Below are 23,121 nucleotides of genomic sequence, written 5' to 3' on the forward strand. Positions count from 1 at the left end.
GCTGTTTAATCTCTATGCATTTAAAGCGATTAGCTTTTCACCTACTAATACAGGGATTGCCTCACAAATATTCATTTGTAAACAGAAAACAACATCTTCTTCTATATTAAGCTGAGCCAGGCGATTGCTATGAGATGATTTGTGTAAGTATTTCCTTAAATCATCTTTTGCTAAAGCATACAAATCTTCAGCGGCTACACTAGAATCATCAAAGTGATTAAAATGCTGGCGGAGTTGACCTACCACCGCCCCAGCAAATAAAGTATCTTCTAGATTAAACTGATCCTTCCAGCCAGCACATAATAACAACACATTTTTATCCTGACTTTTTAAATAGGTGCAAAGTGAATCCAGATTAAGGAATGAACCAATTACAACCTGATAGGCACGTTTTTGTGCCAGGTAAAGTGCTTTGGTTCCATTAGTTGTCGTCAATACAACCGTTTTGCCTCCTACTTTTTCTTTTGTATAAGAAAAAGGTGAGTTCCCGAAATCATAGCCTGTTACCACTTCCCCATTCCGTTCTGCAGCTAGCAAATAACCTTTATTGGCATAAGTTAAACAATCTTCCACATTGGCTACCGGAATAATGGCTTCGGCACCATTGCTTATACCGTAAGTTATAGATGATGTAGCTCTTAAAATATCAATTACCACAACAATACTTTCTTCAATATCGTATAAATCGATTAAGGCCGGTGTTAAACAAACTTCTATTTTTTTAGACATATTCTGAGTATCGAGTCTTAAGTATCAAGTATCAAGATGATTGTCTCGATACTTGATACTCACTTCTTGCATCTATTTATAAAAAGGAAACTTAACCACTTGAGCTTTGATTGGCGTATTCCTGATGTTGATAAAAATCTCTGTTCCTTCTTTTGAAAAATCTTTTGTAACGTAGCCCATGCCTATTGCCTTTTGCAAAGAAGGTGCTTGCGTTCCGGAAGTCACTTTACCAATAATATTTCCTTCAGCATCGGCTATTTCATAATCATGACGTGGAATACCACGGTCGATCATTTCAAAACCTACCAGTTTCTTTTGAATACCTGCCTCTTTCTGTGCTTGCAAAGCTTCAGAATTGGTAAAAGATTTAGAGAATTTAGTAATCCAGCCCAAACCGGCTTCAATTGGCGAAGTGGTATCATCGATATCATTTCCATATAAGCAGAAACCCATTTCTAACCTTAAAGTATCACGTGCACCTAAACCAATTGGTTTGATGTTGTATGATTGGCCAGCTTCAAAAATAGCATCCCAGATTTTGTCTGCATGTTCGTTTTCAAAGTAAATTTCAAAACCACCAGCGCCTGTATAACCCGTTGCTGAGATCACTACATTATCAACACCTGCAAATGTTCCCTTAACGAAAGTATAATACTCCATTGATGCTAAATCTACATCCGTTAAAGTTTGTAATGCATCAGCAGCTTTCGGGCCCTGAATAGCCAGTAAAGAGGTTTGATCAGATATATTATGCATTTCAACACCATTGGTATTAAACTGCTGAATCCAGTTCCAATCCTTTTCTATATTTGATGCATTTACCACCAGCATATAGGTTTTTTCATCTATACGATAAACTAAAAGATCATCAACAATTCCACCATCACGGTTAGGTAAACATGAGTATTGAACTTTTCCATCATATAATTTTGAGGCATCATTACTGGTTACCCGTTGAATTAAGTCTAAAGCATTTTCACCTTTTAAAATGAATTCACCCATGTGGCTTACATCGAAAACACCAACTCCGTTACGCACAGTTGCGTGTTCTGCGTTAATGCCTTCGTAAGTAACAGGCATATTATAGCCTGCGAATGGAACCATTTTAGCGCCTAAAGCGATATGTTTTTCTGTTAATGCCGTATTGTTCATGCTTAATCTTTATTTGCCGCAAAAGTACTAAGAAAACACCAATGTTTAATGTCTAATTTAGGGAGATGGATAGCTGCTGTTATAGATGAATTTACCCATGGAACAAGTTGTAAAGAGCAAACCAGCTGGTTATTTAAAAACTTAGTACAAAAACAATCTTCAAAATAAAATCAGATTGCTAAACATGTAAATTTCTTATGTAAATTCAACATCAATATAAGCGCCTATTATTATGAGTACTGGAACAAAATTAACACCAGAGGAAACGGTAACACTGATCAATATATTAAAAAACCGTTTCACTGCAAACATGAACCGCCATGCGGATTTAAAATGGGCTGATATAGAAAACAGATTAAGTAAAAATCTACAAAAGTTATGGTCGCTGAATATGATGGAAGAAACGGGCGGTGAACCAGATGTGGTTTTGTTCGATACCGCCTCAGATGAATACCATTTTATGGATTGCTCGCCTGAAAGTCCAAAAGGACGCAGAAGCCTATGTTATGACCGTGAAGCACTGGATGCCAGAAAAGAAAACAAGCCGCAAAACAATGCGGTTGATTTAGCTTTAGAAATAGGAATTGAACTTTTAACGGAAGAACAATATCGATATTTACAAACACTTGGCAAATTTGATAAGAAAACATCAAGCTGGATTAAAACGCCAGAACAGATCAGGATACTTGGTGGTGCAATTTTTGCAGATTTTAGATATGATACTGTGTTTGTTTACCACAATGGTGCACAATCTTATTATGCCACCAGAGCATTTCGAGGTTTAATTAAAATTTAACGAAATTTAAGATATGCCTTTACGTACTGATTAACTCTTTATAAATTTCCATCATTTTTGATGAAATTAAATAAACGCCATGATCAGTTTCTACCGTTTTACGGGCATTTTCACCAATTTCCATCCAACGCTTAGGGTTAATGATACATTGTAGAATAGAACGATAAAATTCGTCTGCAGAATCTGCAATCAGAATATCATATCCATGCTTATAGTTTATACCCTCTGCTGCGGTTGTGGTAGCTATAATGCATTTTTTCATCGCCATGCCTTCAATAATTTTCACACGCATTCCTGTTCCGGAAATTAAGGGTACAATCATAATCGCCTTCGAATTCATAAAATCCACGGCATCAAATACTTCGCCTTCTACAATCAGGTTTTCAGAATCATATTCAAAGAAATGCCTTTGCATATTTTTTCCGGCAATATAAAAGCGTAAATCCTTATTTAACTTTTCAATATCAGGCCAGATATCATCAAGAAACCACTCTAAACCTTCCTGATTTGGCCGCCAATCCATTGCGCCAAGGTGAAATAATGTCGGAAAGCTTGTCTTTGTTTTATCAACCTTATACCGATCCAAATCAATGGCCACAGGAAAAACAGTCATAGGTACTTCGCAGCCGAACCGAAGAATACTCTGCCTGTCGGGCTCACTGATCGCAAAAATCTGATGAAAGCGATTTATTTGGTCCGTTTCATAAGCCTTTAACCGCTGTGAAAGGAAGGCAAGATATTTTCTGCGCAATAAAAAAGTTTCAGAATGAGCTAAACGCTCCCACAAAGTAAACTCAATATTATGGGCCCTGTAAATAAGTTTCGCGGCACTGTTTGCTTTAACAATATCCAGATACGGAACTACAAAAAGGCCTTCAAACTGAATGATATCAAAAACATTTTCACGAAGAATATTTTCGAGTTGACGGCCAGCCTCATCACTATAAAACCTGGAAACGTTATAAGATTGATTGGTAAAAATATTAAAAAAGGCAGACCAGACATTTACATCTGTATCTAAATCAACTGTATGATGCTTGATCTTTTCAAAAACGGGATCATAAATATCCTCAATATCAATCTTTCCTTTTGATGGATTTAAACTAAACAAAGTAATCTCTGCACCAAGATGTAGCAGACCTTTTATGGTATTGTAAACCACAATTGGATAACCACTATTTGGCGGAAAAGGAACCCGCTTAGTTATTAGTAAAATCTTCACAATGCTGTGAAAATACTAAATTTTAAACGTTTTTTGAAAACAAATCTAATTGCGGATCGCGAACATTAAATGTTTTGCGGTGAAAAGGAGAAAGCCCAATTTCCATTACTGCCTTTCGGTGTGCAATGGTAGGGTAGCCTTTATTTTTTTGCCAGTTGTAATGCGGATAATCAACATGTAAATTGGTCATAAATTCATCGCGATGCGTTTTTGCCAATATAGAAGCCGCTGCAATATTTAAATATTTACCATCGCCTTTTATTATGCAGCAATGTGGAATTTGAGGATAAGCTTTAAAACGGTTTCCATCAATAACCAGGTATTGTGGTGGCGTATGTAATTTCCCTATGGCGCGGTGCATTGCTAAAAAAGATGCATTCAGTATATTAATCTGATCAATCTCTTCATGATCACAAGAAGCGACTGCCCAAGCCAAGGCTTCCCTTTCAATAATTGGGCGTAACAAATCACGTTGATTGTGGCTTAACTGCTTAGAATCATTTAACCCTTCCAAACAAAAACCTTTCGGGAGAATAACTGCTGCGGCAAATACCGGACCAGCTAAGCAACCTCTACCGGCTTCATCACACCCCGCTTCTAAAAATTCTTCCTGATAGCAACTTAATAACATCTACTGTGATTATTATGATTTAATGAGTACTATGATTAAACAACACCTACTATGATTAGTATGATTTAATGAATACTATGATTAAATAATACCTATTATGATTAGTATGATTCAATTAGCAATATTATAGATCTCAATTATTATACAAAGATAACTCCTAAAGATAAATACCTGTAATATTTTATCTAATTTGTAGTTGACTATACTTTAAAAGTGATGATTGATACTCAATATGCTGAAAGCGAATTGACTGGAAGAATAATCGGTTGTGCAATGGAAGTATAAAGCTTTGGGTAATGGCTTTCAGGAAAAGATTTATCAGAAAGCTTTTGCAATAGAATTAAATAATCAGCGTATAAATTTTGTACAAGAACATGAAATGAGCATATACTATAAAGGCCACTTTCTCGGTAAACGGAGGGTTGATATGTTCATTGAAAATAAAATTATGGTTGAATTAAAGGCCGTAATTTTACTGGATGATGCTCACTTAGCGCAAGCAATAAATTACTTAGAAGCATCCGGTTTTAAAATTGGCTTGTTAATTAATTTCGGTAGCAGGAGTTTGCAGTTTAAACGGGTGATGAAACCAGGTACAAAACTATAATTTAGAAAGCTATATGATATAAACTAATAGAATTATTGAATCATAGTAATCTAATAAAAAAAAATTGGAATCTATCCTATCCTCAAAAATCATAGCCAATCATTTAATCATGAAAATCATAGTCTTACACTGTAACATTCTGCCCTTTCACATCAAAAGCATCTCTTAAGCCAATGGCTAAAACATTAAAGGCATAAACCGTAAGCATGATGGCTAAGCCTGGCAAAACAGCTAAATAGGCTGCATCCATAATAATATAACCATAATGTTCTTTAATCATGCCACCCCAGCTCGGCATTGGCGGCTGTGCACCAAAACCTAAAAAGCTTAAGCCGGTTTCAAGTAAAATTGCTGATGCAAAATTTGATGAGGCTACTACAAGAATTGGTCCGGCAATATTGGGTAAAATATGTTTAATAATTGTTCTGCCTGTACTAAAGCCAAGGGCCCTGGCAGCCTCTACAAACTCTACCTCTTTTAAGGCCATTACCTGACCACGAACAAGCCTGGCCACATCTACCCAGGTGGATAAACCAACGGCAATAAAAATCTGCCAGAAACCTTTCCCTAAAGCAAAAGAAATAGCAATAACCAACAATAATGAAGGCAAAGACCAAACCACATTCATGAACCAGCTAATGGAATCATCAACTTTACCCCCAAAGTAACCAGCAATGGCACCTAAACTTATTCCGATAAAAAGAGAGATAAATACGGCCATCAACCCTACAGATAAAGAGACCCGAATCCCTAAAATTAACCGACTTAATAAATCACGACCATATATATCTGTACCCAATAAAAAGGTTTGCTCATAGATATGGTGCTTTTCAAAAACTTGTTTAACAGTTTCCAACTTATCTAATGATGAACAATCATGGCAAAGTTCATTCAATTGATAAATTGATTCTTTACTGGTTTCTTCCTTTCCAATATACTCATGAACCAAAACCTGATTCTTGATAATTTTGTAAGATGTTATCGGGATGCTTTTAAATTGTGGCTTTTGCCCATAAAGCATTTTTTGTAAAAAATTAACTTTTTCTACATTTGGATATTTTTGGATAATCAGAAAGGTGAATTTACTTCCCGGAGGCACTTTGCTGATTTGAACCATTTGCGTATTGGCATCGGGAGAATCAACTGGTGTAATGAGGTATCCTAAAATGCCCATCGCCATTAATAATAGAATAAAGATCAATCCTGCGAATGCAAACTTATTCCGTTTAAATTTTAACCAGACTTTTCTCGAGGGGCTGTTATCCATTACCTAACCATTCTACCTTTCCAATTGTATTTACCACTATTTCCTGCAATGCCGATATAAACCATATAAAAAATATGTACAACAGTTAAAATCGGCGTTAACAAAAGCAGGCTCCGTCTCCTTGCGAAGCCAGTAACATCCCATAAAAATAAGCTTTCTAAAACCAATTTAATGACCAACTGAGAACAGGTGATTAATAAAAGTTCTGGAATAAATAAGCCTGCAATAAAATTCGCTAAAATACTTACGTTAAAAACCCATACAAAAACGCCTAAAACAATAATGGCTTTATTTTTATACCGGGTACTTTTTGATGCCCATCTTTTCCGCTGTTGTAGAAACGAGTAGAGATTCTCCTTTGCATGGGTATACACAATCGCATCTCTGTTTTTCAAAAAGCCTATTCGATCTGGATATTTTGCAGCAATTTTATGAAGCAACAGTTCATCATCACCAGATGCCAGATCATCGATTCCCTGAAAACCACCAACCTCATAAAAACTTTTTTTCTCATATGCTAAATTAGCACCATTACATGTTGACGGCTGCTTATTCCCTATTGTTGATGCGCCTAAGCCAATCAAGTAAAGAAACTCCAGAGATTGCAACCGTTCAAAGAAGCTTTTTTCTTCAAAATAGGCCACCGGAGAAGAGATCATTTTATAATGCTTCGTTTCGTAATAATTTACAATAGTAGCCAACCAGTTTTCGCCCATCCGGCAATCTGCATCGGTAGTAATAATAAAATCGCCTGAACAGGTACCTATAGCAGTTTGAATAGCTTTTTTCTTGTAAGAATTAAGTGCCCGGTTTTCATTAAGCATGATTAATCTCACTCCCTGATCTGCATAGCTTAAAACAATCTCTGCTGTTCGATCGGTTGAATGATCATCAATAAAAATAATTTCTGTTAAATGTTTAGGATAACGTTGTGCAACCAGGTCTTCAATTGTTCTGGTGATATTTTGTTCTTCATCTCGTGCAGCAACAATAATCGACACCTTTGTTTTAGGGGTGCTTTTATTCGGACGAAAATTGACTAATTCATGCCAGCCTCTTAAAAAGGTGAGTACAAGAAAACCATAAACCAAGGTTAATATAGCGGATAATAGATTAGTGAGATTTAGAAATTCCAAAAAAATTGAGTTTAAAAACGAAATATGTGCCTAATATAGCAGGAATAATAATATTTATCAGCCAAATACTTGCTGTGCAAGCAATCACTGCCACGTGTTGATCTGTAATGTGCTTAAATAATTCTACCGCAGTAATACTTCTGATCCCCACATCAAAGAGATCCAAAGAAGGTAATGCAGATTGAATAAAGAACAACAAACAAGTCATCATTACAATATCCAGATAATGTAAGCCAGGAATAAGCCACGCAAAGAGAATAAAATATTGTGAGCTAAAAACCGCATAACGTGCCAGACAAAAAAGTATTATTTTAAAAAGCTCTGCCTTTCTGTACCGACCTAAAATACTATAGAACTTTTTATATTTCCTGGTAAATTTAAAGGATAACAATATTCCATTTAACCAATGAATATTGAAATAAAAGACGATAAAAAACAGGCAAAAAACTGAAGCGAGTACAACAAAGGCTGTGAAAACCAAGTAATCTATCGGCACAAACTGATAAACGAAAAAGCACGCTGCAATAGCACCAAAAACATTGGTAAGTACCAATTGACCGATATTTCCAACTGTCATAGCTACAATACCCACAATCCGTCTTTTTGGAGAAAGAAAGAAAACACGTCCCCCATATTCTCCTAAACGATTTGGCGTAAATATAGCCAGTGTTAAACCACAGAATACTGATTCTATTGCTCGATAAAAACTAATCCTTTCAATATGATTCATCAGTCTTTTCCACTTGGCCGCTTCCAATAACCAATTCACCAGCATCAGCAATAATACCAAGCCAATGATAACAATGATTTCTATCTGCGAGATACCAGTTAAAAGTGTTTTAAAATTGCTTAGGTTTTTATTGGCCACGAGCTTATGGTAAATAAACCAGAAAGCAAAAACAACAATGGCCGCTTTAATTACAATAGATAATGTTTTTTTATTCTTGTCTGTCAAGATTATCATTTTAGTTTGCAAATATGCTTAATATTGCTGTAATGTTGAATGAAAAAAAGGAACGGGTAATTATGGGCATAGATCCCGGCACGGCGGTGATGGGTTATGGGATCATTTTAGAAAAAGGAAATAAAACAGAATTAATCAGCATGGGTGTTGTAAAAATGACACATCTTGATGATCCATTTCTTAAGCTTCAGCGCATTTTCGAAAAAACCGTTGTACTGATTGATCAATATAAGCCAGATGTTTTAGCTATAGAGGCACCATTCTATGGCAAAAATATACAAGTGCTTTTAAAACTCGGCCGGGCGCAGGGAACAGCCATTGCAGCAGCACTCTCCAGAAATATTTCGGTTACCGAATATTCGCCACGAAAAATTAAACAATCCATTACCGGAAGTGGTAACGCAAGCAAAGAGCAAGTAGCAGCCATGTTACAGCGCTTACTTAACTTTAAAGAAACACCAGAATTTTTAGATGCTACAGATGGGTTAGCCGTAGCTGTTTGTCATTCATTTCAAAAAATTTCTACAGGTGGAAAATCTAAAACCTATTCAGGCTGGGAATCTTTTGTAACGGATAATAAAACAAAAGTGAAGGGTTTAGCTGTAAAAACAAAGAAGTAAATTCTTTATCGGTCGACGTAGTTTCTTAGTTGTTCTAAAGATTTTAATTTGTCGATTATACTCCCAACAGAAAGCTAACTGCCCCCACTAAATTGGAGAGGGCAGTTAGCTGTATATAATACTGATTGGTCTTCCAAAGAAACTATGCTATAATATCAACCGATCCATAAAAAAGCAATAAAAAGATTATTGAGCAAGCTGCTTGTTAAATTAAGCGAGTTTAATTTCTCAACTTTGGTGATTAACCAAACTTCTGGTGGCATTTGCGATCTTAATTTTATCCTTTCTAATAAAATGTCTGATGAGGAAAAATGCGCCAATTCCTAATAAAATTAATGCCCAAACATTAGCCAAACCAATAATTAGCTCTTTAAAGATCGTCCATCCATTGATGATACCCATCCATAATCGATTTCCAAAAGCTGGCTTGTAATCATAAATATCATCATTAGCCACAATGGTTGTTTTAATGGTATTGTCCTGATAAAATTTAAGTGTTATGGTGCTATACTTCACCCGATTATCTATAGATAGGTTTTGCATTTTTTTATCTACATAATCATCTTTAAAATTAAGGGAAGTTTCTACATTTGAGCTTTTCTTGCCTGCAATATTATTCATCTGACTTGCAGCTTCTATCCTATTGTTTGCCTTCATTCTATTCCCCAAATAGGTCAAACTCTGGTCATCCAGCTTTAAATATTGGTTATCAACAAATACAGCCATTTTCGCAACTGTGTTGGTAAACTCATCTAATTTTTCGGATGGAACTTTTGCAACAAGATACCCTTCTGTACGATATGAGGTAATTTCTTTAAGGGAATCAACAGATTGTTTGATTTTTTGAGATTCCTGAATAATGCTTTCAATTGAAAACTCAGCAACTGTGCCACCTTGTGCTGTAATGGTTTGACTTAACTGCTCTTTGGTATTTTGAACGTTTTTTACACGAAAACGCATATCAGCAGTTTTGATAATTTTAGGTTCGGCTAACGTAGCTACTGTATCAGTTGCTATTATTAATTCTTTAGCTTCAGCACTTTCATTGTTTTTATTTGCGTTGTTGCAGCCGAATATTGTTAAAATAATGGCAATAGCAATTATATTCCTTTTCATGATTTTTTGGTTCTAATAAATTAATCATTTTAAATATTTGCTTCAAATGGCCATTTAAAGTTTCGACGTTTTTGGTTAGTCAGTTACATCGTATTTTCTCTTTATACAAAAAATAGATTAAGGTAACCCAACTGGTAAAAGCGTTTATTTACTGATGATTTTTTTAAGAAAATTCCATAAAGCTATTGAAACTACATTTCGGTTTTCAAATTAATTGTTAATCAAACCCTTTTCAACAAAAAAGCCAATTATGTATTTAACATAATTGGCTCTTGTATTTAGAGAGAAAATATTTTATGCGTCTAATATTTTGAATACACCTTTAATGGCAATAATTGCACCAATAAACAAGATAATCCATGAAACCAAAGATAAAACCCAAGAGTCGAAAGCGAAACGTAAGTAAGTACCTAATATGGCAACAAGTACACCAAAAATCATTAGTTTATAAATTCCCGGCTGATTTGCCGTTTTCATACTCTCTGTATTATGCTTTAATTCGTTGTTCTCCATAATGTTTATTTCTATGATGCAGCAAAAGTAATATATATTGCCGAATAAATTATAATTTTAATAACTTTTTAATCGTTCTAAACGTTGTTTTGCTTTATCCTGATCACTTGATTTTTCTCCCTGATAGAGCGGCTTTTCCCAATCGCCATACATTGGATTTGGCAATACAATATATTTAACTCCAAATAAGGTTTGATTTGCGTCAACCTGCTCAATGATACTTTTATTTTCCCGGTAAAAAACATTACTGAAATCACTTAAATTATCACCACACAGCATTAAAATATTATGGGTATCTGCAATTTTTTGTCTACGCGGTTCTTTATCTGATGTTCCTTTCGAAACCACTAAATGGGCATCATTGGCATAAGGAAAACCAAAGGTCTGAAGGTTTTTTAATGTAGCAGCATAATCCTTTTCATTGCGGTTACTGACATAAAAAGTTTCGATATTTTTTGATGCGGCGAATTTTAAGAAAGCCAATGCGCCTGGAACAGTATCGGCACGAGCCAAGCTTGTCCATTCGGTCCAATCTGCTGCATTATAACTCAGACCTTTTTTAATTTCATGCCCTTGAAAGGCAGAATTATCCAAAACCGTTTCATCAATATCAACAATAATGCAGTTTGGCTTTTTACTGGTATCAGCCCATAAAGCTTCTTTTAATGATAGGCGAGCAAAATTATAAGCTTGAAAGCATAGTGCCCTATACTCACCTGAAGTTTGTTGCCAAAGCACGGCATTGGTATAATCTCTGGCAGGGTTTTGAGCATTTGCTAAAAATGGAATCAACGCGAGCAATGTAAATATGTATTTTTTCATTTTTTTTAATTAAATAACAAATGTATTAACTCCTTTTTAAGCATAGTGAATTTATTATGATTTAAATCAATTCGTTATCAACCCTTTACACTTAAGACACAAATTAATTACACGAATAAGCAAGCTTTTAATTTTTTAACATAGAGGTTTTACTATTTTTAAACACACACAAATAAAATCATTAATATGAAAATCAAAAATTTACTTGGACTTGCTATGGCCTTAATGTGCCTTATTGCCTGCAAGAAAGAAAACCCCGTAAAAGAGCCAACTGAACCTCCAACCGTTCAGAAACCAGACCCTTTAGAATTATTGAAAGATTCAATATCATACATCATTGATGGGAATCAAATGATACAAATGGAAAGTATAAACAAGGGATTAATTAACGCAGAGCCAAATAAAAAATTAGATTCTTTAGTTAAGCAAAAAGAATACACATCAGGAGACAGAGACTCTGTTATGTTTGGAAGATTTTTTAAATTTTCAGATCAGAACAGAAGTGGAATCACAATATCTTTCTTAAAAAAATACCATAAAAATCAAGCCCAGCCAGCCAATAATCAAACTTCTTTGTTTATGCCTGTGAATAAACTTGAATTATTTACTGTAGGCGAACGTAAATTTGCATTGGATTTTCAAAGAAACAATTCACAAAATGGAATCGTTTTAGAATTACAGGGGGATAATTATGGATTCCAAACAAATGGATATCCAAGTTTAGTTTACCATGCGCTTTTAAAACCAGAACTACAAAGTCAATCTAAATTTGAGATAACCAATTTGCAAAAGCTAAAATCGGGCAAATATATCCTTGAAGCAAAATTTAATGCGTCAGTATATTGGGGAGACGGTACTCACCCTAGAAAAATAGATAACGGTTATATTAGGATAAAGATCAATCCAGAAAGCATTTATTTTTAAATTAATAAAGCCCGTTTCAACGTTGAAATGGGTTTTATTGTTGAGCAATCTAATTGTTTAAAAAACCTCCTCTATCTACTTTAGACAAGATCAATGTTTCCGCTTCTGGATAAGCCTGAGTAAATGTAGTTGGTATTTTATTTTTACTTCTTTCATTCCATTTAAATTCAACAGCCAAAAGTTGATTAGCGCTTTTTTCAATGTAATCTATTTCCTGCTGTTGTGTTGTGCGCCAAAAAAAGCAATCAGCCTCCATTTGATTTTGGTGTAAAAATTTAATGCGTTCTGCAATCATGTAATTTTCAAATAAGGCACCCACGTCGTTTCTATTGGTTAATGGATTGAAATTTCTGGTAATGGCATTTACGATTCCAGTATCATAGAAATAAATTTTCTTATTTTTTTTAATCTCATTACGTACGTTACCTGAAAAGGCAGGCAAAGTAAAAACTACAAAAGATTTTTCGAGCAGACTAATATATTTATCAACTGTTTTCTGATCGGCTTTAACCAATTGAGCCAATTCTGAAAAATTAACTTCGCTTCCTATTTGCAAGGCCAAAGCCTTTACAATTTTCTCGAAAAGCAGTGGCTTTTTTACCTCTTCGAGTGCAAATAAATCTTTATATAAATAACTATCTGCCAATAACTTTAAATGTTCTTCAGCATTTTTAGGATCATTAATGACTTCGGGATAAGACCCATAAATTAAACGCTGCTCTATTGATCGCTCTTCTGTGATGAAATCTGTAGCATTTACCAATTCTGCATAGGAAAAAGGCAATAGCATCATTTCATATTTACGCCCCGTTAAAGGCTCATTAATTTTACCTGATAATTCAAAGGCTGATGAACCAGTAGCAATTACCTGAACACCTTTAAAACGATCTACAATAATCTTTATGAGTAACCCAACATCATTTATGCGCTGGGCTTCATCTAAAAAAAGTACTTCATAATCTCCAAGCATTTTTGCAATCTGGCTTGCATTGGGTTTAGCCAATGTTTCTCTAACATCCGCATCATCGCCATTTAGATATAATGTTCTTTTATTTACTCTTGCTAATAACTGTTCTACAAAAGTGGTTTTTCCAGTTTGCCTCGGTCCAAAAATGATAAAGGCTTTGCCTTTAAAAAGTCTGTCGATGGCATAATTTAATTGGCTCCTTACAATCATGTTTAATAGGTATTATACAAATATATAATAATTCTGGATTACAATCCATAAAAAACATAATAATTTTGGATTAAAATCCATAAAAAATATAATAATTTTGGATTATAATAAATTTAAATATTAAAAAAGCTCATTTCAATTAAGAAATGAGCTTTGTATTTAATCCCTGGATAAACTCAGGATGACAATTTAGATTATCCGTTCAATGCTGCTGCACCGCTTACAATCTCAGTTAATTCAGTTGTAATGGCTGCCTGACGGGCTTGGTTATAAGAAAGTTTTAAGGCTTTCAATAATTCACCTGCATTTTCTGTTGCTTTATCCATTGAAGTCATACGTGCGCCATGCTCAGATGCATGAGAATCCAATACTGCTTTGTACAATTGTATTTTAATTGATTTAGGAATCAATTGCTCAACGATTTCTTCTTGAGAAGGCTCTAGAATATAATCAACGTTAGAAGCTTTGGTAAGCTCTTTAGCGGGCTCCTCAGCCTTTGGTAAAGGAAGTAATTGCTCTGTTGTGATAAATTGCACTGCAGCATTTCTAAAACGGTTATAAACTACCTCAACCTTATCGAAATCGCCTTTAATAAAACCAGCCATAATCAAATCAGTAATTTTGGTAACATTTTCGAATGTTAAGGCTGCATATACTTCATTATTGTTTCCAATAACGTTGTATTTACGTTTCTCATAAAAATCCTGAGTTTTCTTACCAATAGAAATAATACTTACATTACCGTTTTTCAATTGCTCACTATATTTTTCAGCAATTAAATTATTGGCCGCTTTAATCACGTTCATGTTAAATGCACCTGCCAAACCACGGTTGGAAGATACAGTTACAATTAAAACTTTATTGGGCTCACGCTCCTGAATAAAAGGTGATGAAGATCCTTCTAAACTTGCTGAAAGATTTTCTAAAATCTCTTTAAGTTTAGTTGCATAAGGACGTAAAGCGATAATTGCATTAGTAGCACGCTTCAACTTCGCAGCCGAAACCATTTTCATAGCTTTCGTAATTTGCTGTGTTGATTGTACCGATGCAATACGGTTTCTTACTTCTTTTAAATTAGCCATTTTTTATTTCGTGAGTATCAAGAATCGAGTATCAAGTATTAAGATAAAGTTCACACTTAATCTTAATACTTGATACTAACTACTTTGATACTTATTAATATTTACTTGAAATTTCTTTTGCTACTGTATCTAAAACGCCAGTGATGTTATCATCAAATTTACCAGCTTTTAGTGCTGCTAAAGTATCTGCATGACGCATTTCAAGTTGAGTTAAAAATTCAGTTTCAAATTCTTTAACCTTGTTAACTGGTACATTACGCATTAAGTTTTTGGTACCAGCATAAACAATTGCAACTTGCTTTTCTACGCTGAATGGAGAAAACTGTGCTTGTTTTAGCATTTCTACGTTACGTGCACCTTTATCTAAAACAGATTTTGTTGCAGCATCTAAGTCAGATCCAAATTTAGAGAAAGCCTCTAATTCGCGGTATTGAGCCTGGTCTAACTTTAGAGTACCTGCTACTTTTTTCATCGACTTAATCTGAGCATTACCACCTACACGTGATACCGAAATACCTACGTTAATTGCCGGACGAATACCAGAGTTGAATAAATTCGACTCTAAGAAAATCTGACCATCAGTAATTGAAATTACGTTAGTTGGAATATATGCAGAAACATCACCTGCCTGAGTTTCGATAATTGGTAAAGCTGTTAATGAACCACCACCTTTAACGATATGTTTAATCGATTCTGGTAAATCATTCATGTTTTTAGCGATATCATCATTCGCATTGATTTTAGCAGCTCTTTCTAACAAACGACTGTGTAAGTAGAAAACATCACCTGGATATGCCTCACGGCCCGGTGGACGACGAAGTAATAAAGATACTTCACGATAAGCTACAGCTTGTTTAGATAAATCATCATAAACAATTAAAGCTGGTCTACCTGTATCACGGAAAAATTCACCAATTGCAGCACCTGCGAAAGGAGCATAGAATTGCATTGGAGCAGGATCTGCAGCCGAAGCAGCAACTACTACAGTATATGGTAAAGCACCGTTTTCTTCTAGTGTACGTACAATGTTAGCAACGGTAGAGTTTTTCTGACCAATAGCTACATAAATACAGAACACAGGCTGGCCTGCTTCATAAAATTCTTTCTGGTTAATAATGGTATCAATACAAACAGCAGTTTTACCAATCTGACGGTCACCAATAACCAACTCACGTTGACCACGACCGATTGGAATCATGGCATCAATAGCTTTGATACCAGTTTGTAAAGGCTCATTTACCGGCTGACGATAAATTACACCTGGTGCTTTACGCTCTAAAGGCATTTCGTAAGTTTCACCTAAGATTGGACCTTTACCATCTAAAGGTTCTCCTAATGTGTTCACTACGCGGCCAAGCATACCTTCACCAACTTTAATAGAGGCAATTTTTTTGGTACGTTTAATGGTATCACCTTCTTTGATTTCGTCTGAAGCACCCAAAAGCACCACACCCACGTTGTCTTCTTCAAGGTTTAATACAATGCCTTGGAGGCCGTTGGCAAATTCAACCAACTCTCCCGATTGAACTTTAGTTAAACCGTAAACACGGGCAATACCGTCGCCCACTTGCAACACGGTACCAACTTCTTCCAGTTCGGTTTCTGATTTGAAGCCCGCCAATTGCTGTCTGATAATTGCCGATACTTCGTCTGGTCTTACCTCTACCATAATTTTACTTTATCTCTTTTTGTAAATGTTTAGTGCTTGGCGCATGGCGGTTGGCGTTCAATGCCACACGCTTAGCGCATCCTTATTTATTATAGCCATTAATAATTAGTTATTATACTGCTTACCTGGCAAATTATGTTCTGTTTTTCCGGTTTGGCTTGCTATTAACGCTTAATGCACTAATGCGCCAATTCTTTTTTAAGCTTATTTAAACTGCTGGCAATACTGGCATCAAATTGCTTATCTCCAACTTTTAAAATGAAGCCACCAATTAATTTATCATTAACTTTTTCATTAAAGATAACTTCTTTAGCACCAAGTTCTCTTTTTACGGTAGCAACAATTTCTTCTTTTGCTTCATTACTCAATGGCGTGGCGCTAATTACATCAGCAGTAACGATTCCTTTAATTAGGTTATATTGTTGAACAAATTGCTTGGCTGTAGCAAATAGTATAGATGAACGACCTTTGCTCACTACAACTTTGAAAAAAGTAAGGGTTAACTTGCTCACCTTATCTGTAAAGATACCATTCAAAATACCTATTTTTTTATCAAGAGGTACAATTGGGTTTTTAAGTATCGCTTCCAGTTCAGGGGTTTCATCAACCACTTTTTCAAACAAAACCATATCATTATAAGATTCAGCTAAAGCGTTGTTTTCAACGGATAGATCGATTAATGATTTGGCATACCTGCCTGCAACTTTAATTTCTGACATATTTTTAGGTGTGAGACGTGAGATGTGAGATGGAAGACGTGAGACAAATCTCAAATCTAATATCTAATGTCTCCAATCTATTTTCTCAAAACTAGTTTAATTCAACGTCCTTTAACAAATTAGCTACCAAAGCTTCTTGCTTCGCTTTATCATCTAATTGATTACGCAGTATACGTTCGGCAATTTCTAATGATAATGTAGAAACCTGACCTTTAACTTCTGCTAAAGCAACTTTCTTTTGGTTTTCAATTTCGATTTTAGCTTTTTCAATCAATTTAGCACCTTCTATCTGAGCTTGTTTTTTAGCTTCGTTTAGAATACTATCTTTAAGCGTTTTAGCTTCCTTCAAAATTTCATCACGTTCAGCACGTGCCTGTTGCATTAAATCTTGATTCTGCGCAGTCAAACGCGTCATTTCCTGCTTAGCCAATTCAGCCTTGTTAAGGGCTTCATCAATACTCTGCTCACGATCGTGGATGGCACCTAAAATAGGTTTCCATGCCAGTTTTCTAAGTAATACTAATAAGCAGATGAATGCAAGTGCCGTCCAGAAAACTAATCCAATGCTTGGGGTTACTAATTCCATTTTATATATTTTTTTACTTAATTTCTTATTAAAACCGGGAAAATAACCAATCGTTAAATTCCCGGTTTATAATTCTGAATTGCTATTATACGCCTAAGCCTAATAAAGCAACTACTACACCGAATAAAGCAGCACCCTCAATAAGGGCTGCAGCGATAATCATTGCAGTTTGAATTTTTGATGCAGCCTCTGGTTGACGAGCAATACCTTCCATTGCTTTACCACCTACATGACCGATACCGATACCTGCACCAATTACTGCTAAACCGGCACCAATTGCCGCGATTGAACCTACCATAACTAATTTAATTATATAATTTGTAAAAAATAGTTTTCCGTTAATGATGCTCTTCTACCGCCATTCCGATAAACAAAGCAGATAATAATGTAAAAATAAAGGCTTGTAAAAATGCTACCAGTAATTCAAGCACATCCATAAATAAAACGAATGCTACTGAAACTGGCGCAATAGCCAATGTTTTAAAAATAAATATTAATGATATTAAACTTAATACGATAATGTGACCTGCGGTAATATTGGCGAACAAACGAACCATTAAAGCGAATGGCTTTGAGATAATACCAATTAACTCCACCGGAATCATAATTGGATATAACCACCAAGGCACATCTGGGGTAAGAATGTGTTTCCAATAATATTTATTACCATTTAAGTTTACCACTAACATGGTTGCAGTAGCCATTACAAATGTTAAAGCAATATTACCGGTTACATTTGCACTTCCTGGAAATATTGGAACTAAACCTAATAAATTGTTAAATAAAATAAAAAAGAATATCGTTAATAAATACGGCATGAACTTAGCATAAGTATGGCCAATATTTGGCTTGGCGATATCATCTCTAACGAAGATAATTACTGGCTCAAAAAACGATTGTAAACCTTTAGGTGCTTTACCAACACGTTTCTTATAACCAGCCGCAACAGCTGAAAAAACAATCACAATTAAAGCTATGGCAATAAACATGGCAGCAACGTTTTTAGTAATCGAAAAATCAATTACGGTATCTGATGCCGCTTCATCAATTTGACCATCAGCGCCAACTACTTTAATGTTCTTGTTGAACATATCTTTAGTCATGCTTTGTTTCAAACCAGTAACCAGGCGATATTTATTATATTTACCTTGATAATCATGCTCTCCATGATGAAAATTAGCTGAAGAGAAAACTTCCAAACCACCTGATGTATATAAAATAACCGGAAGAGGAATAGAAGTATGTCCCCATAAATGCCACACATGCGAATCAGCAATGTGTTCCATAATCACTTTAGTCGGCTCAAATTTCTCTTCTCCATGCTCAGTCGCACCGTGTTCACCTGAAACAGCATGAGCTGATTCTGCAACAACACTATCAGGAGAAACAGCACTTTCAACTTGAGCAAAAGTATCATTTCTGATAGATAAAAACGCGATTAAAAGCGTAAAAACAAAGATTACCTTCTTAACTTTCAACACAAAAACTTGGTTACAATCCATTTATTGGCAGTTTTTTACTTTAAATTTTGGTGGCGCAAGTTACGTAACAAACAGTATATTTCAAAGGCAGTAAACAATAAATACACAGAAAAAAAATTAAGTGCAAAAAGCAACCCTTGTCCCTTTGCTTTTATACTGTAAACCAGCACAAAAGCCATACAAAAAATCATCTTTACAGCAATCGATCCCATTATTGCCATTACTCCAACCTCAGGATCCCTTTTTATTCCAATATCCACCAACATGTATGCGATGTAGGTAATCCCAGCCATGAAACCGAATAACACCCAAAAATTCTTTACAAATAGTTGTTGTGCCGGAAATATGAATGGCAAAAATGCTACAATAGCGATTAAGATACCAACAAAAATGAAATAGATGCTTGTAAATTTGGTTAGCGTCAATGGAACAATTTCTTTACGAATAAAAACTTTTGCAAACATAAGGTTTTTGGCATCAAGTATCTAGTCTGCAGGAGAATTATTGTTGGATTTGTTTATGGATTAACTTACAGAAATTGCTCTATTGTGGATGATTAAATTGTTATCAACCTGCTAAATTTGTAACCAGAATATATTGTTTAATTTCTTGTTTTCACACCAGAATCGAAAACTTAAAAAAATAACTACTTCATTATTAAATAGTTAATTGTTTAAAGAAATTTATTAATTCTTCTACCTATCTCGTCACTTGTTTAATAGCCTGATAAAGGGCAATGCCAACACCTACAAGTGCAAAAGCTGCTGTAATGATTTTGCTTTTACTGTTTCGGTGTTCATCAATCTTATAACCAATAAAAGTTAATAACCCTATTGTGGCAATCATCTGGAAGCCTATAGCCGAATATTTTGCTGCTGCATTAACCTTTTGACCTGGATTTTCTTCTTTAGGATTTTCCATTATTTAATAAGATAATTAAATTAACTTTGAATAATTAAAATTTGTTGCCAAATAAATATTTTTCTATATATATTGTTTACGATATCAACTTAAAGAGATTTAGCATAATTGAAAAAAAACGCAAACAAAAACTTAAATCCCTTCATCCTACTTTTTAGCTCACTTCTTATTTATGGCTGTGTTGCAAATAAAGATACCACAATAGACCGCAAGTTTCAAAACTTAACGGCAAGGTATAACTATATCTATAATTCAAAAGTTTTGCTTAATGAACATAATGAAAGTTTATTACAAAATTATACCGATAATTACGAAAAAATCCTACCTGTTTATCTTGATCCAGAGCCACAGGTAAATTTAGTGCTTACACCGGGCGTTGCCAACAAACAGCTCGACGAAGTAATTACAAAAGGTCAAACGATCATCAATGATAAAAGTTTTAGTAATTATATTGATGATGCCTACATGCTTTTGGGTAAAGCAAACTACCTTAAAGGAAACTATTTCATCGCATCAGAATATTTTGATTACACGGCTAAAACATACAGCAATGATCTGAAAACTTTCATCATGGCCATGAATTGGAAAGCGCGTAGCCAGATGGAACTTAATAATATGGTATTTGCAGATAAAATTCTGGACACCATGTTGCGTGCCGAAGACTTACTAAAAAAAGATCTGGCAGAGCCTTTGGCCACGACTGCCCAAATGAGGATTTACCAGAAAAGAAATAAAGAGGCGATTTTACTTCTTGAAAACGCAGTTAGAATTGGAGATGATAAACAATTGCGCATTCGCTGGAGATACATTTTAGCGCAGCTGCAGGAACAGGAAAACGATCTCCAAAATGCTTTCACCAATTATACCAAAGTTGAAAATAGCAATGCCCCTTTTGAAATGTACTTCCATGCCAATCTTCAGCGCATCAAGTTAAAGGCGTTAATTAGTGGTTATAAAGTTGATGAAGATGCCGCATTACTAGCGCTATTAAAAGATGATAAAAACTTTGACTACACCGATCAAATATATTATCAGGTTGGAGAGCTATTTTCAAAAGAAGGCAACTTCACTAAAGCAGAAGAAAATTATTTAAAGTCGATACAGAAAAGCACTAAAAATCAAACGCAAAAAGCGTTATCATATTTAAAGGTTGCAGATTTAAATTTTAAAAAGTTCAACAACTACATTAAAGCCAAGCTTTATTATGATAGTACAGTAACCATATTGCCTAAAAACTTCCTTGATTACGACAACATTGTTAAAAAAGCAAATAATTTACAGTATCTGACTGATCGATTCACCATTATCTCCAGAGAGGATACTGCACAAGCCTTTGCTAAACTTCCTTTGAATGAAAGGGAGGCTAGAGTGAAAGCGCATTTCACTAAAAAAGTAGAAGTAGCCACAGCATCAACAACTGGTAATCAATTTTTAGACAATCCGGATTTCCCTAATCAGTCTTTAAATTCGGCCATAAGTAGCACTGGAAATACTTTTTATTTCAATAACAATGCAGCCATCAGTAATGGTTTTTCAGATTTTAAAAAACGTTGGGGAAACAGGCAGCTGGAAGATAACTGGAGACAAAGCACCCGATCATCAGCTCAGGAAAATAACCAGGTAATGTCTGGTGGTAAAGTTGCCAATGAAATTACGCCAGCAAATGAAGCCAACACGCAAACCGATCAGGACCAAACTTCTTTAGAAAAACAGTTCCTGAGTGCTTTACCAACCACTCCTGAACTTATGCTGGCTTCAGATCAAAAAATAATTGATGCCTATTTTGAAATCGCCAGCTTTTATCAGCAAGAATTAAATGATAAAGCAGAAGCAAATAAAATTTATTTAATCTTACTAGCCAGATATCCGGAAAATAATCACCTGGCTGCCATTTATTATAGTTTATACCTTAATTTCCGTGGGATTGATGAAAACAAATCCAATGAATACAAACAATTGGTGCTGACTAAATATCCACAAACCAATTTTGCTAAGATTCTTCTTGATCCTTCCTATTCTGCTAAACAAAGCGAACTTGAAAATATTTCCATTAACAATTACAATGTTACGTTCGATGCTTATGCAAGAAAAGATTATCCAACGGTGATCAATCAGGCAAACGTTAACATTTCAGCATCACCAGAGAATGGACTGGCACCACAATATGCTTACCTTAAAGCAATTGCCATTGGACGAACATCAAAGTTAGATGCTTTATTGAAGGAGTTTAATTCGATCAATACGAATTATCCGAACGATATGATCATTACCCCACTGGTACGTGATCACTTAAAATATATTGAAGCAAACCTGGAAGAATTTAAACAAAGACCAGTGGCATTAATCGATTTTGATTCTAAAGAACCGCGTTTTGTGAGTCAGGCCAAACCTATTGCCGTTCCAGCCAAGCCGTTAAATACAGATGTAAATGCTGCCATACCAGCTATAGAGAAGCCAAAGGTTAATGATGCCGAAAAAACAACGGAAGTCAAACCTGCTGATGTAAATAAGCCGGCAAGTATCTTCAGTGATGCAAAATCTGAAGAATATTATTATGTGATTGATGTGGCAGATGCCACTTTAACGCTTAGCTCTTCACGCTTTGGAATAGGCCAATTTAACCGGGGTAATTATCCCGACAATGATTTGGCGCATAAATTGATTGAGTTGGATAACGATCAGTTAATCTATGTGACTAGCTTTATTGATTTGGAAGACGCCAAACTATATGAATCAAGCATTTCAGGCCAATTGAAGAACATTATGAAAGTTCCGGCCAGTCTTTATAAAGGATTCATTATCAGCAAGGAAAATTTCGAAAAGCTTACCAATAGGCAACGTATCAGTGAATATCTGGAGTTTTTAAAAGACAGTTATAAATAGAACCTTTCAGCTTAATAATAAGCAGAAGGTTCATTTCTTTAAAAATTAATAAATTTGCAGCTTAAAATCGGCCTGGCATCAAGTCTGTTTTGAACTAATTATAA

Annotated in this window: 24 protein-coding genes; 5 read left to right on the forward strand and 19 right to left on the reverse strand. The window is 35.0% G+C overall.

Going from position 1 to position 23,121, the window contains the following annotated elements; translation table 11 throughout:
* Window positions 1–12: 12 nt before the first annotated feature.
* Together AN34_RS17070 and gcvT are read right to left on the reverse strand one after the other, a co-directional pair.
* Complete coding sequence (locus tag AN34_RS17070) at window positions 13–729, reverse strand: 2-phosphosulfolactate phosphatase (protein ID WP_029287369.1); 717 nt, start codon at window positions 727–729, stop codon at window positions 13–15.
* 72 nt (window positions 730–801) lie between these two features.
* A complete protein-coding gene (gcvT, locus tag AN34_RS17075; protein ID WP_029287371.1) occupies window positions 802–1,881 on the reverse strand; it encodes a glycine cleavage system aminomethyltransferase GcvT in 1,080 nt (359 codons plus the stop codon).
* Between the two features lie 232 nt (window positions 1,882–2,113).
* Here gcvT and AN34_RS17080 point away from each other — a divergent pair, with 232 nt between their 5' ends.
* Entirely contained in the window at window positions 2,114–2,677 is a 564-nt protein-coding gene (locus AN34_RS17080; protein WP_029287373.1) for a DUF4256 domain-containing protein, read from the forward strand.
* Between the two features lie 19 nt (window positions 2,678–2,696).
* Here the strand turns inward: AN34_RS17080 and AN34_RS17085 are convergent, their stop codons facing one another.
* Both AN34_RS17085 and AN34_RS17090 read right to left on the reverse strand, forming a co-directional pair.
* A complete protein-coding gene (locus AN34_RS17085) occupies window positions 2,697–3,899 on the reverse strand; it encodes a glycosyltransferase family 4 protein (RefSeq protein WP_029287375.1) in 1,203 nt (400 codons plus the stop codon).
* A 22-nt stretch (window positions 3,900–3,921) separates the two neighbouring features.
* On the reverse strand, window positions 3,922–4,530 hold the full coding sequence (locus AN34_RS17090; RefSeq protein ID WP_029287377.1) for a ribonuclease HII: 609 nt from the start codon (window positions 4,528–4,530) through the stop codon (window positions 3,922–3,924).
* Window positions 4,531–4,798: 268 nt separating this feature from the next.
* Here AN34_RS17090 and AN34_RS17095 point away from each other — a divergent pair, with 268 nt between their 5' ends.
* On the forward strand, window positions 4,799–5,137 hold the full coding sequence (locus AN34_RS17095; RefSeq protein WP_231625579.1) for a GxxExxY protein: 339 nt from the start codon (window positions 4,799–4,801) through the stop codon (window positions 5,135–5,137).
* A gap of 124 nt (window positions 5,138–5,261) precedes the next feature.
* On the opposite strand, the gene AN34_RS17100 is transcribed toward AN34_RS17095, so the two are convergent.
* The 3 genes from AN34_RS17100 to AN34_RS17110 are packed head-to-tail and all read right to left on the reverse strand — an operon-like array spanning window position 5,262 to window position 8,495.
* Window positions 5,262–6,404, reverse strand: coding sequence for an ABC transporter permease (locus AN34_RS17100; protein ID WP_029287380.1), 1,143 nt, complete (start codon window positions 6,402–6,404; stop codon window positions 5,262–5,264).
* A complete protein-coding gene (locus AN34_RS17105) occupies window positions 6,404–7,540 on the reverse strand; it encodes a glycosyltransferase (protein WP_029287382.1) in 1,137 nt (378 codons plus the stop codon). Before AN34_RS17105 ends, AN34_RS17100 begins: the two co-directional genes overlap by 1 nt.
* Window positions 7,518–8,495 (reverse strand): lysylphosphatidylglycerol synthase domain-containing protein, encoded by a 978-nt coding sequence (locus AN34_RS17110; RefSeq protein ID WP_029287384.1) that lies wholly within the window; start codon window positions 8,493–8,495, stop codon window positions 7,518–7,520. The genes AN34_RS17105 and AN34_RS17110 overlap by 23 nt, the downstream gene beginning before the upstream one ends.
* A gap of 41 nt (window positions 8,496–8,536) precedes the next feature.
* Here AN34_RS17110 and ruvC point away from each other — a divergent pair, with 41 nt between their 5' ends.
* Window positions 8,537–9,124, forward strand: coding sequence for a crossover junction endodeoxyribonuclease RuvC (ruvC, locus tag AN34_RS17115; protein ID WP_029287386.1), 588 nt, complete (start codon window positions 8,537–8,539; stop codon window positions 9,122–9,124).
* A 228-nt stretch (window positions 9,125–9,352) separates the two neighbouring features.
* Here ruvC and AN34_RS17120 read toward each other — a convergent pair whose 3' ends face one another.
* The 3 genes from AN34_RS17120 to AN34_RS17130 form a co-directional block, all read right to left on the reverse strand.
* A complete protein-coding gene (locus AN34_RS17120) occupies window positions 9,353–10,240 on the reverse strand; it encodes a DUF4349 domain-containing protein (protein ID WP_051666697.1) in 888 nt (295 codons plus the stop codon).
* A gap of 294 nt (window positions 10,241–10,534) precedes the next feature.
* On the reverse strand, window positions 10,535–10,753 hold the full coding sequence (locus AN34_RS17125; protein WP_029287390.1) for a hypothetical protein: 219 nt from the start codon (window positions 10,751–10,753) through the stop codon (window positions 10,535–10,537).
* Between the two features lie 57 nt (window positions 10,754–10,810).
* Complete coding sequence (locus AN34_RS17130) at window positions 10,811–11,575, reverse strand: 5'-nucleotidase, lipoprotein e(P4) family (protein ID WP_029287392.1); 765 nt, start codon at window positions 11,573–11,575, stop codon at window positions 10,811–10,813.
* Between the two features lie 186 nt (window positions 11,576–11,761).
* Between AN34_RS17130 and AN34_RS17135 the strand changes: the two genes are divergently transcribed.
* Window positions 11,762–12,499: a hypothetical protein gene (locus AN34_RS17135; RefSeq protein WP_029287394.1), complete on the forward strand. Its 738-nt coding sequence runs from the start codon at window positions 11,762–11,764 to the stop codon at window positions 12,497–12,499.
* A 49-nt stretch (window positions 12,500–12,548) separates the two neighbouring features.
* Here the strand turns inward: AN34_RS17135 and AN34_RS17140 are convergent, their stop codons facing one another.
* From AN34_RS17140 to AN34_RS17180, 9 genes are all read right to left on the reverse strand, one after another.
* A complete protein-coding gene (locus AN34_RS17140) occupies window positions 12,549–13,676 on the reverse strand; it encodes an ATP-binding protein (protein ID WP_029287396.1) in 1,128 nt (375 codons plus the stop codon).
* A gap of 194 nt (window positions 13,677–13,870) precedes the next feature.
* Window positions 13,871–14,758, reverse strand: coding sequence for an ATP synthase F1 subunit gamma (gene atpG, locus AN34_RS17145; protein WP_029287398.1), 888 nt, complete (start codon window positions 14,756–14,758; stop codon window positions 13,871–13,873).
* A 94-nt stretch (window positions 14,759–14,852) separates the two neighbouring features.
* Complete coding sequence (atpA, locus tag AN34_RS17150) at window positions 14,853–16,427, reverse strand: F0F1 ATP synthase subunit alpha (protein WP_029287400.1); 1,575 nt, start codon at window positions 16,425–16,427, stop codon at window positions 14,853–14,855.
* A gap of 179 nt (window positions 16,428–16,606) precedes the next feature.
* A complete protein-coding gene (gene atpH / locus AN34_RS17155; protein WP_029287402.1) occupies window positions 16,607–17,146 on the reverse strand; it encodes an ATP synthase F1 subunit delta in 540 nt (179 codons plus the stop codon).
* A 91-nt stretch (window positions 17,147–17,237) separates the two neighbouring features.
* Entirely contained in the window at window positions 17,238–17,732 is a 495-nt protein-coding gene (atpF, locus tag AN34_RS17160) for a F0F1 ATP synthase subunit B (RefSeq protein WP_029287404.1), read from the reverse strand.
* An 85-nt stretch (window positions 17,733–17,817) separates the two neighbouring features.
* Window positions 17,818–18,030 carry an ATP synthase F0 subunit C gene (gene atpE / locus AN34_RS17165; protein ID WP_029287406.1) on the reverse strand — a complete coding sequence of 71 codons (213 nt, stop codon included), beginning with the start codon at window positions 18,028–18,030 and terminating at the stop codon, window positions 17,818–17,820.
* 40 nt (window positions 18,031–18,070) lie between these two features.
* The gene (gene atpB, locus AN34_RS17170) at window positions 18,071–19,234 is read right to left on the reverse strand and encodes a F0F1 ATP synthase subunit A (RefSeq protein WP_029287408.1); all 1,164 of its coding nucleotides are present in this window, start codon (window positions 19,232–19,234) and stop codon (window positions 18,071–18,073) included.
* 14 nt (window positions 19,235–19,248) lie between these two features.
* Window positions 19,249–19,677: a hypothetical protein gene (locus tag AN34_RS17175; protein WP_231625580.1), complete on the reverse strand. Its 429-nt coding sequence runs from the start codon at window positions 19,675–19,677 to the stop codon at window positions 19,249–19,251.
* A gap of 235 nt (window positions 19,678–19,912) precedes the next feature.
* Window positions 19,913–20,134: an AtpZ/AtpI family protein gene (locus tag AN34_RS17180; protein ID WP_029287412.1), complete on the reverse strand. Its 222-nt coding sequence runs from the start codon at window positions 20,132–20,134 to the stop codon at window positions 19,913–19,915.
* 108 nt (window positions 20,135–20,242) lie between these two features.
* Between AN34_RS17180 and AN34_RS17185 the strand changes: the two genes are divergently transcribed.
* Window positions 20,243–23,017: a hypothetical protein gene (locus AN34_RS17185; RefSeq protein WP_029287414.1), complete on the forward strand. Its 2,775-nt coding sequence runs from the start codon at window positions 20,243–20,245 to the stop codon at window positions 23,015–23,017.
* The last annotated feature ends 104 nt before the right edge of the window (window positions 23,018–23,121 follow it).

It is taken from the genome of Pedobacter sp. R20-19 (assembly GCF_000708265.2).
In the GTDB taxonomy this organism is placed as follows: domain Bacteria; phylum Bacteroidota; class Bacteroidia; order Sphingobacteriales; family Sphingobacteriaceae; genus Pedobacter.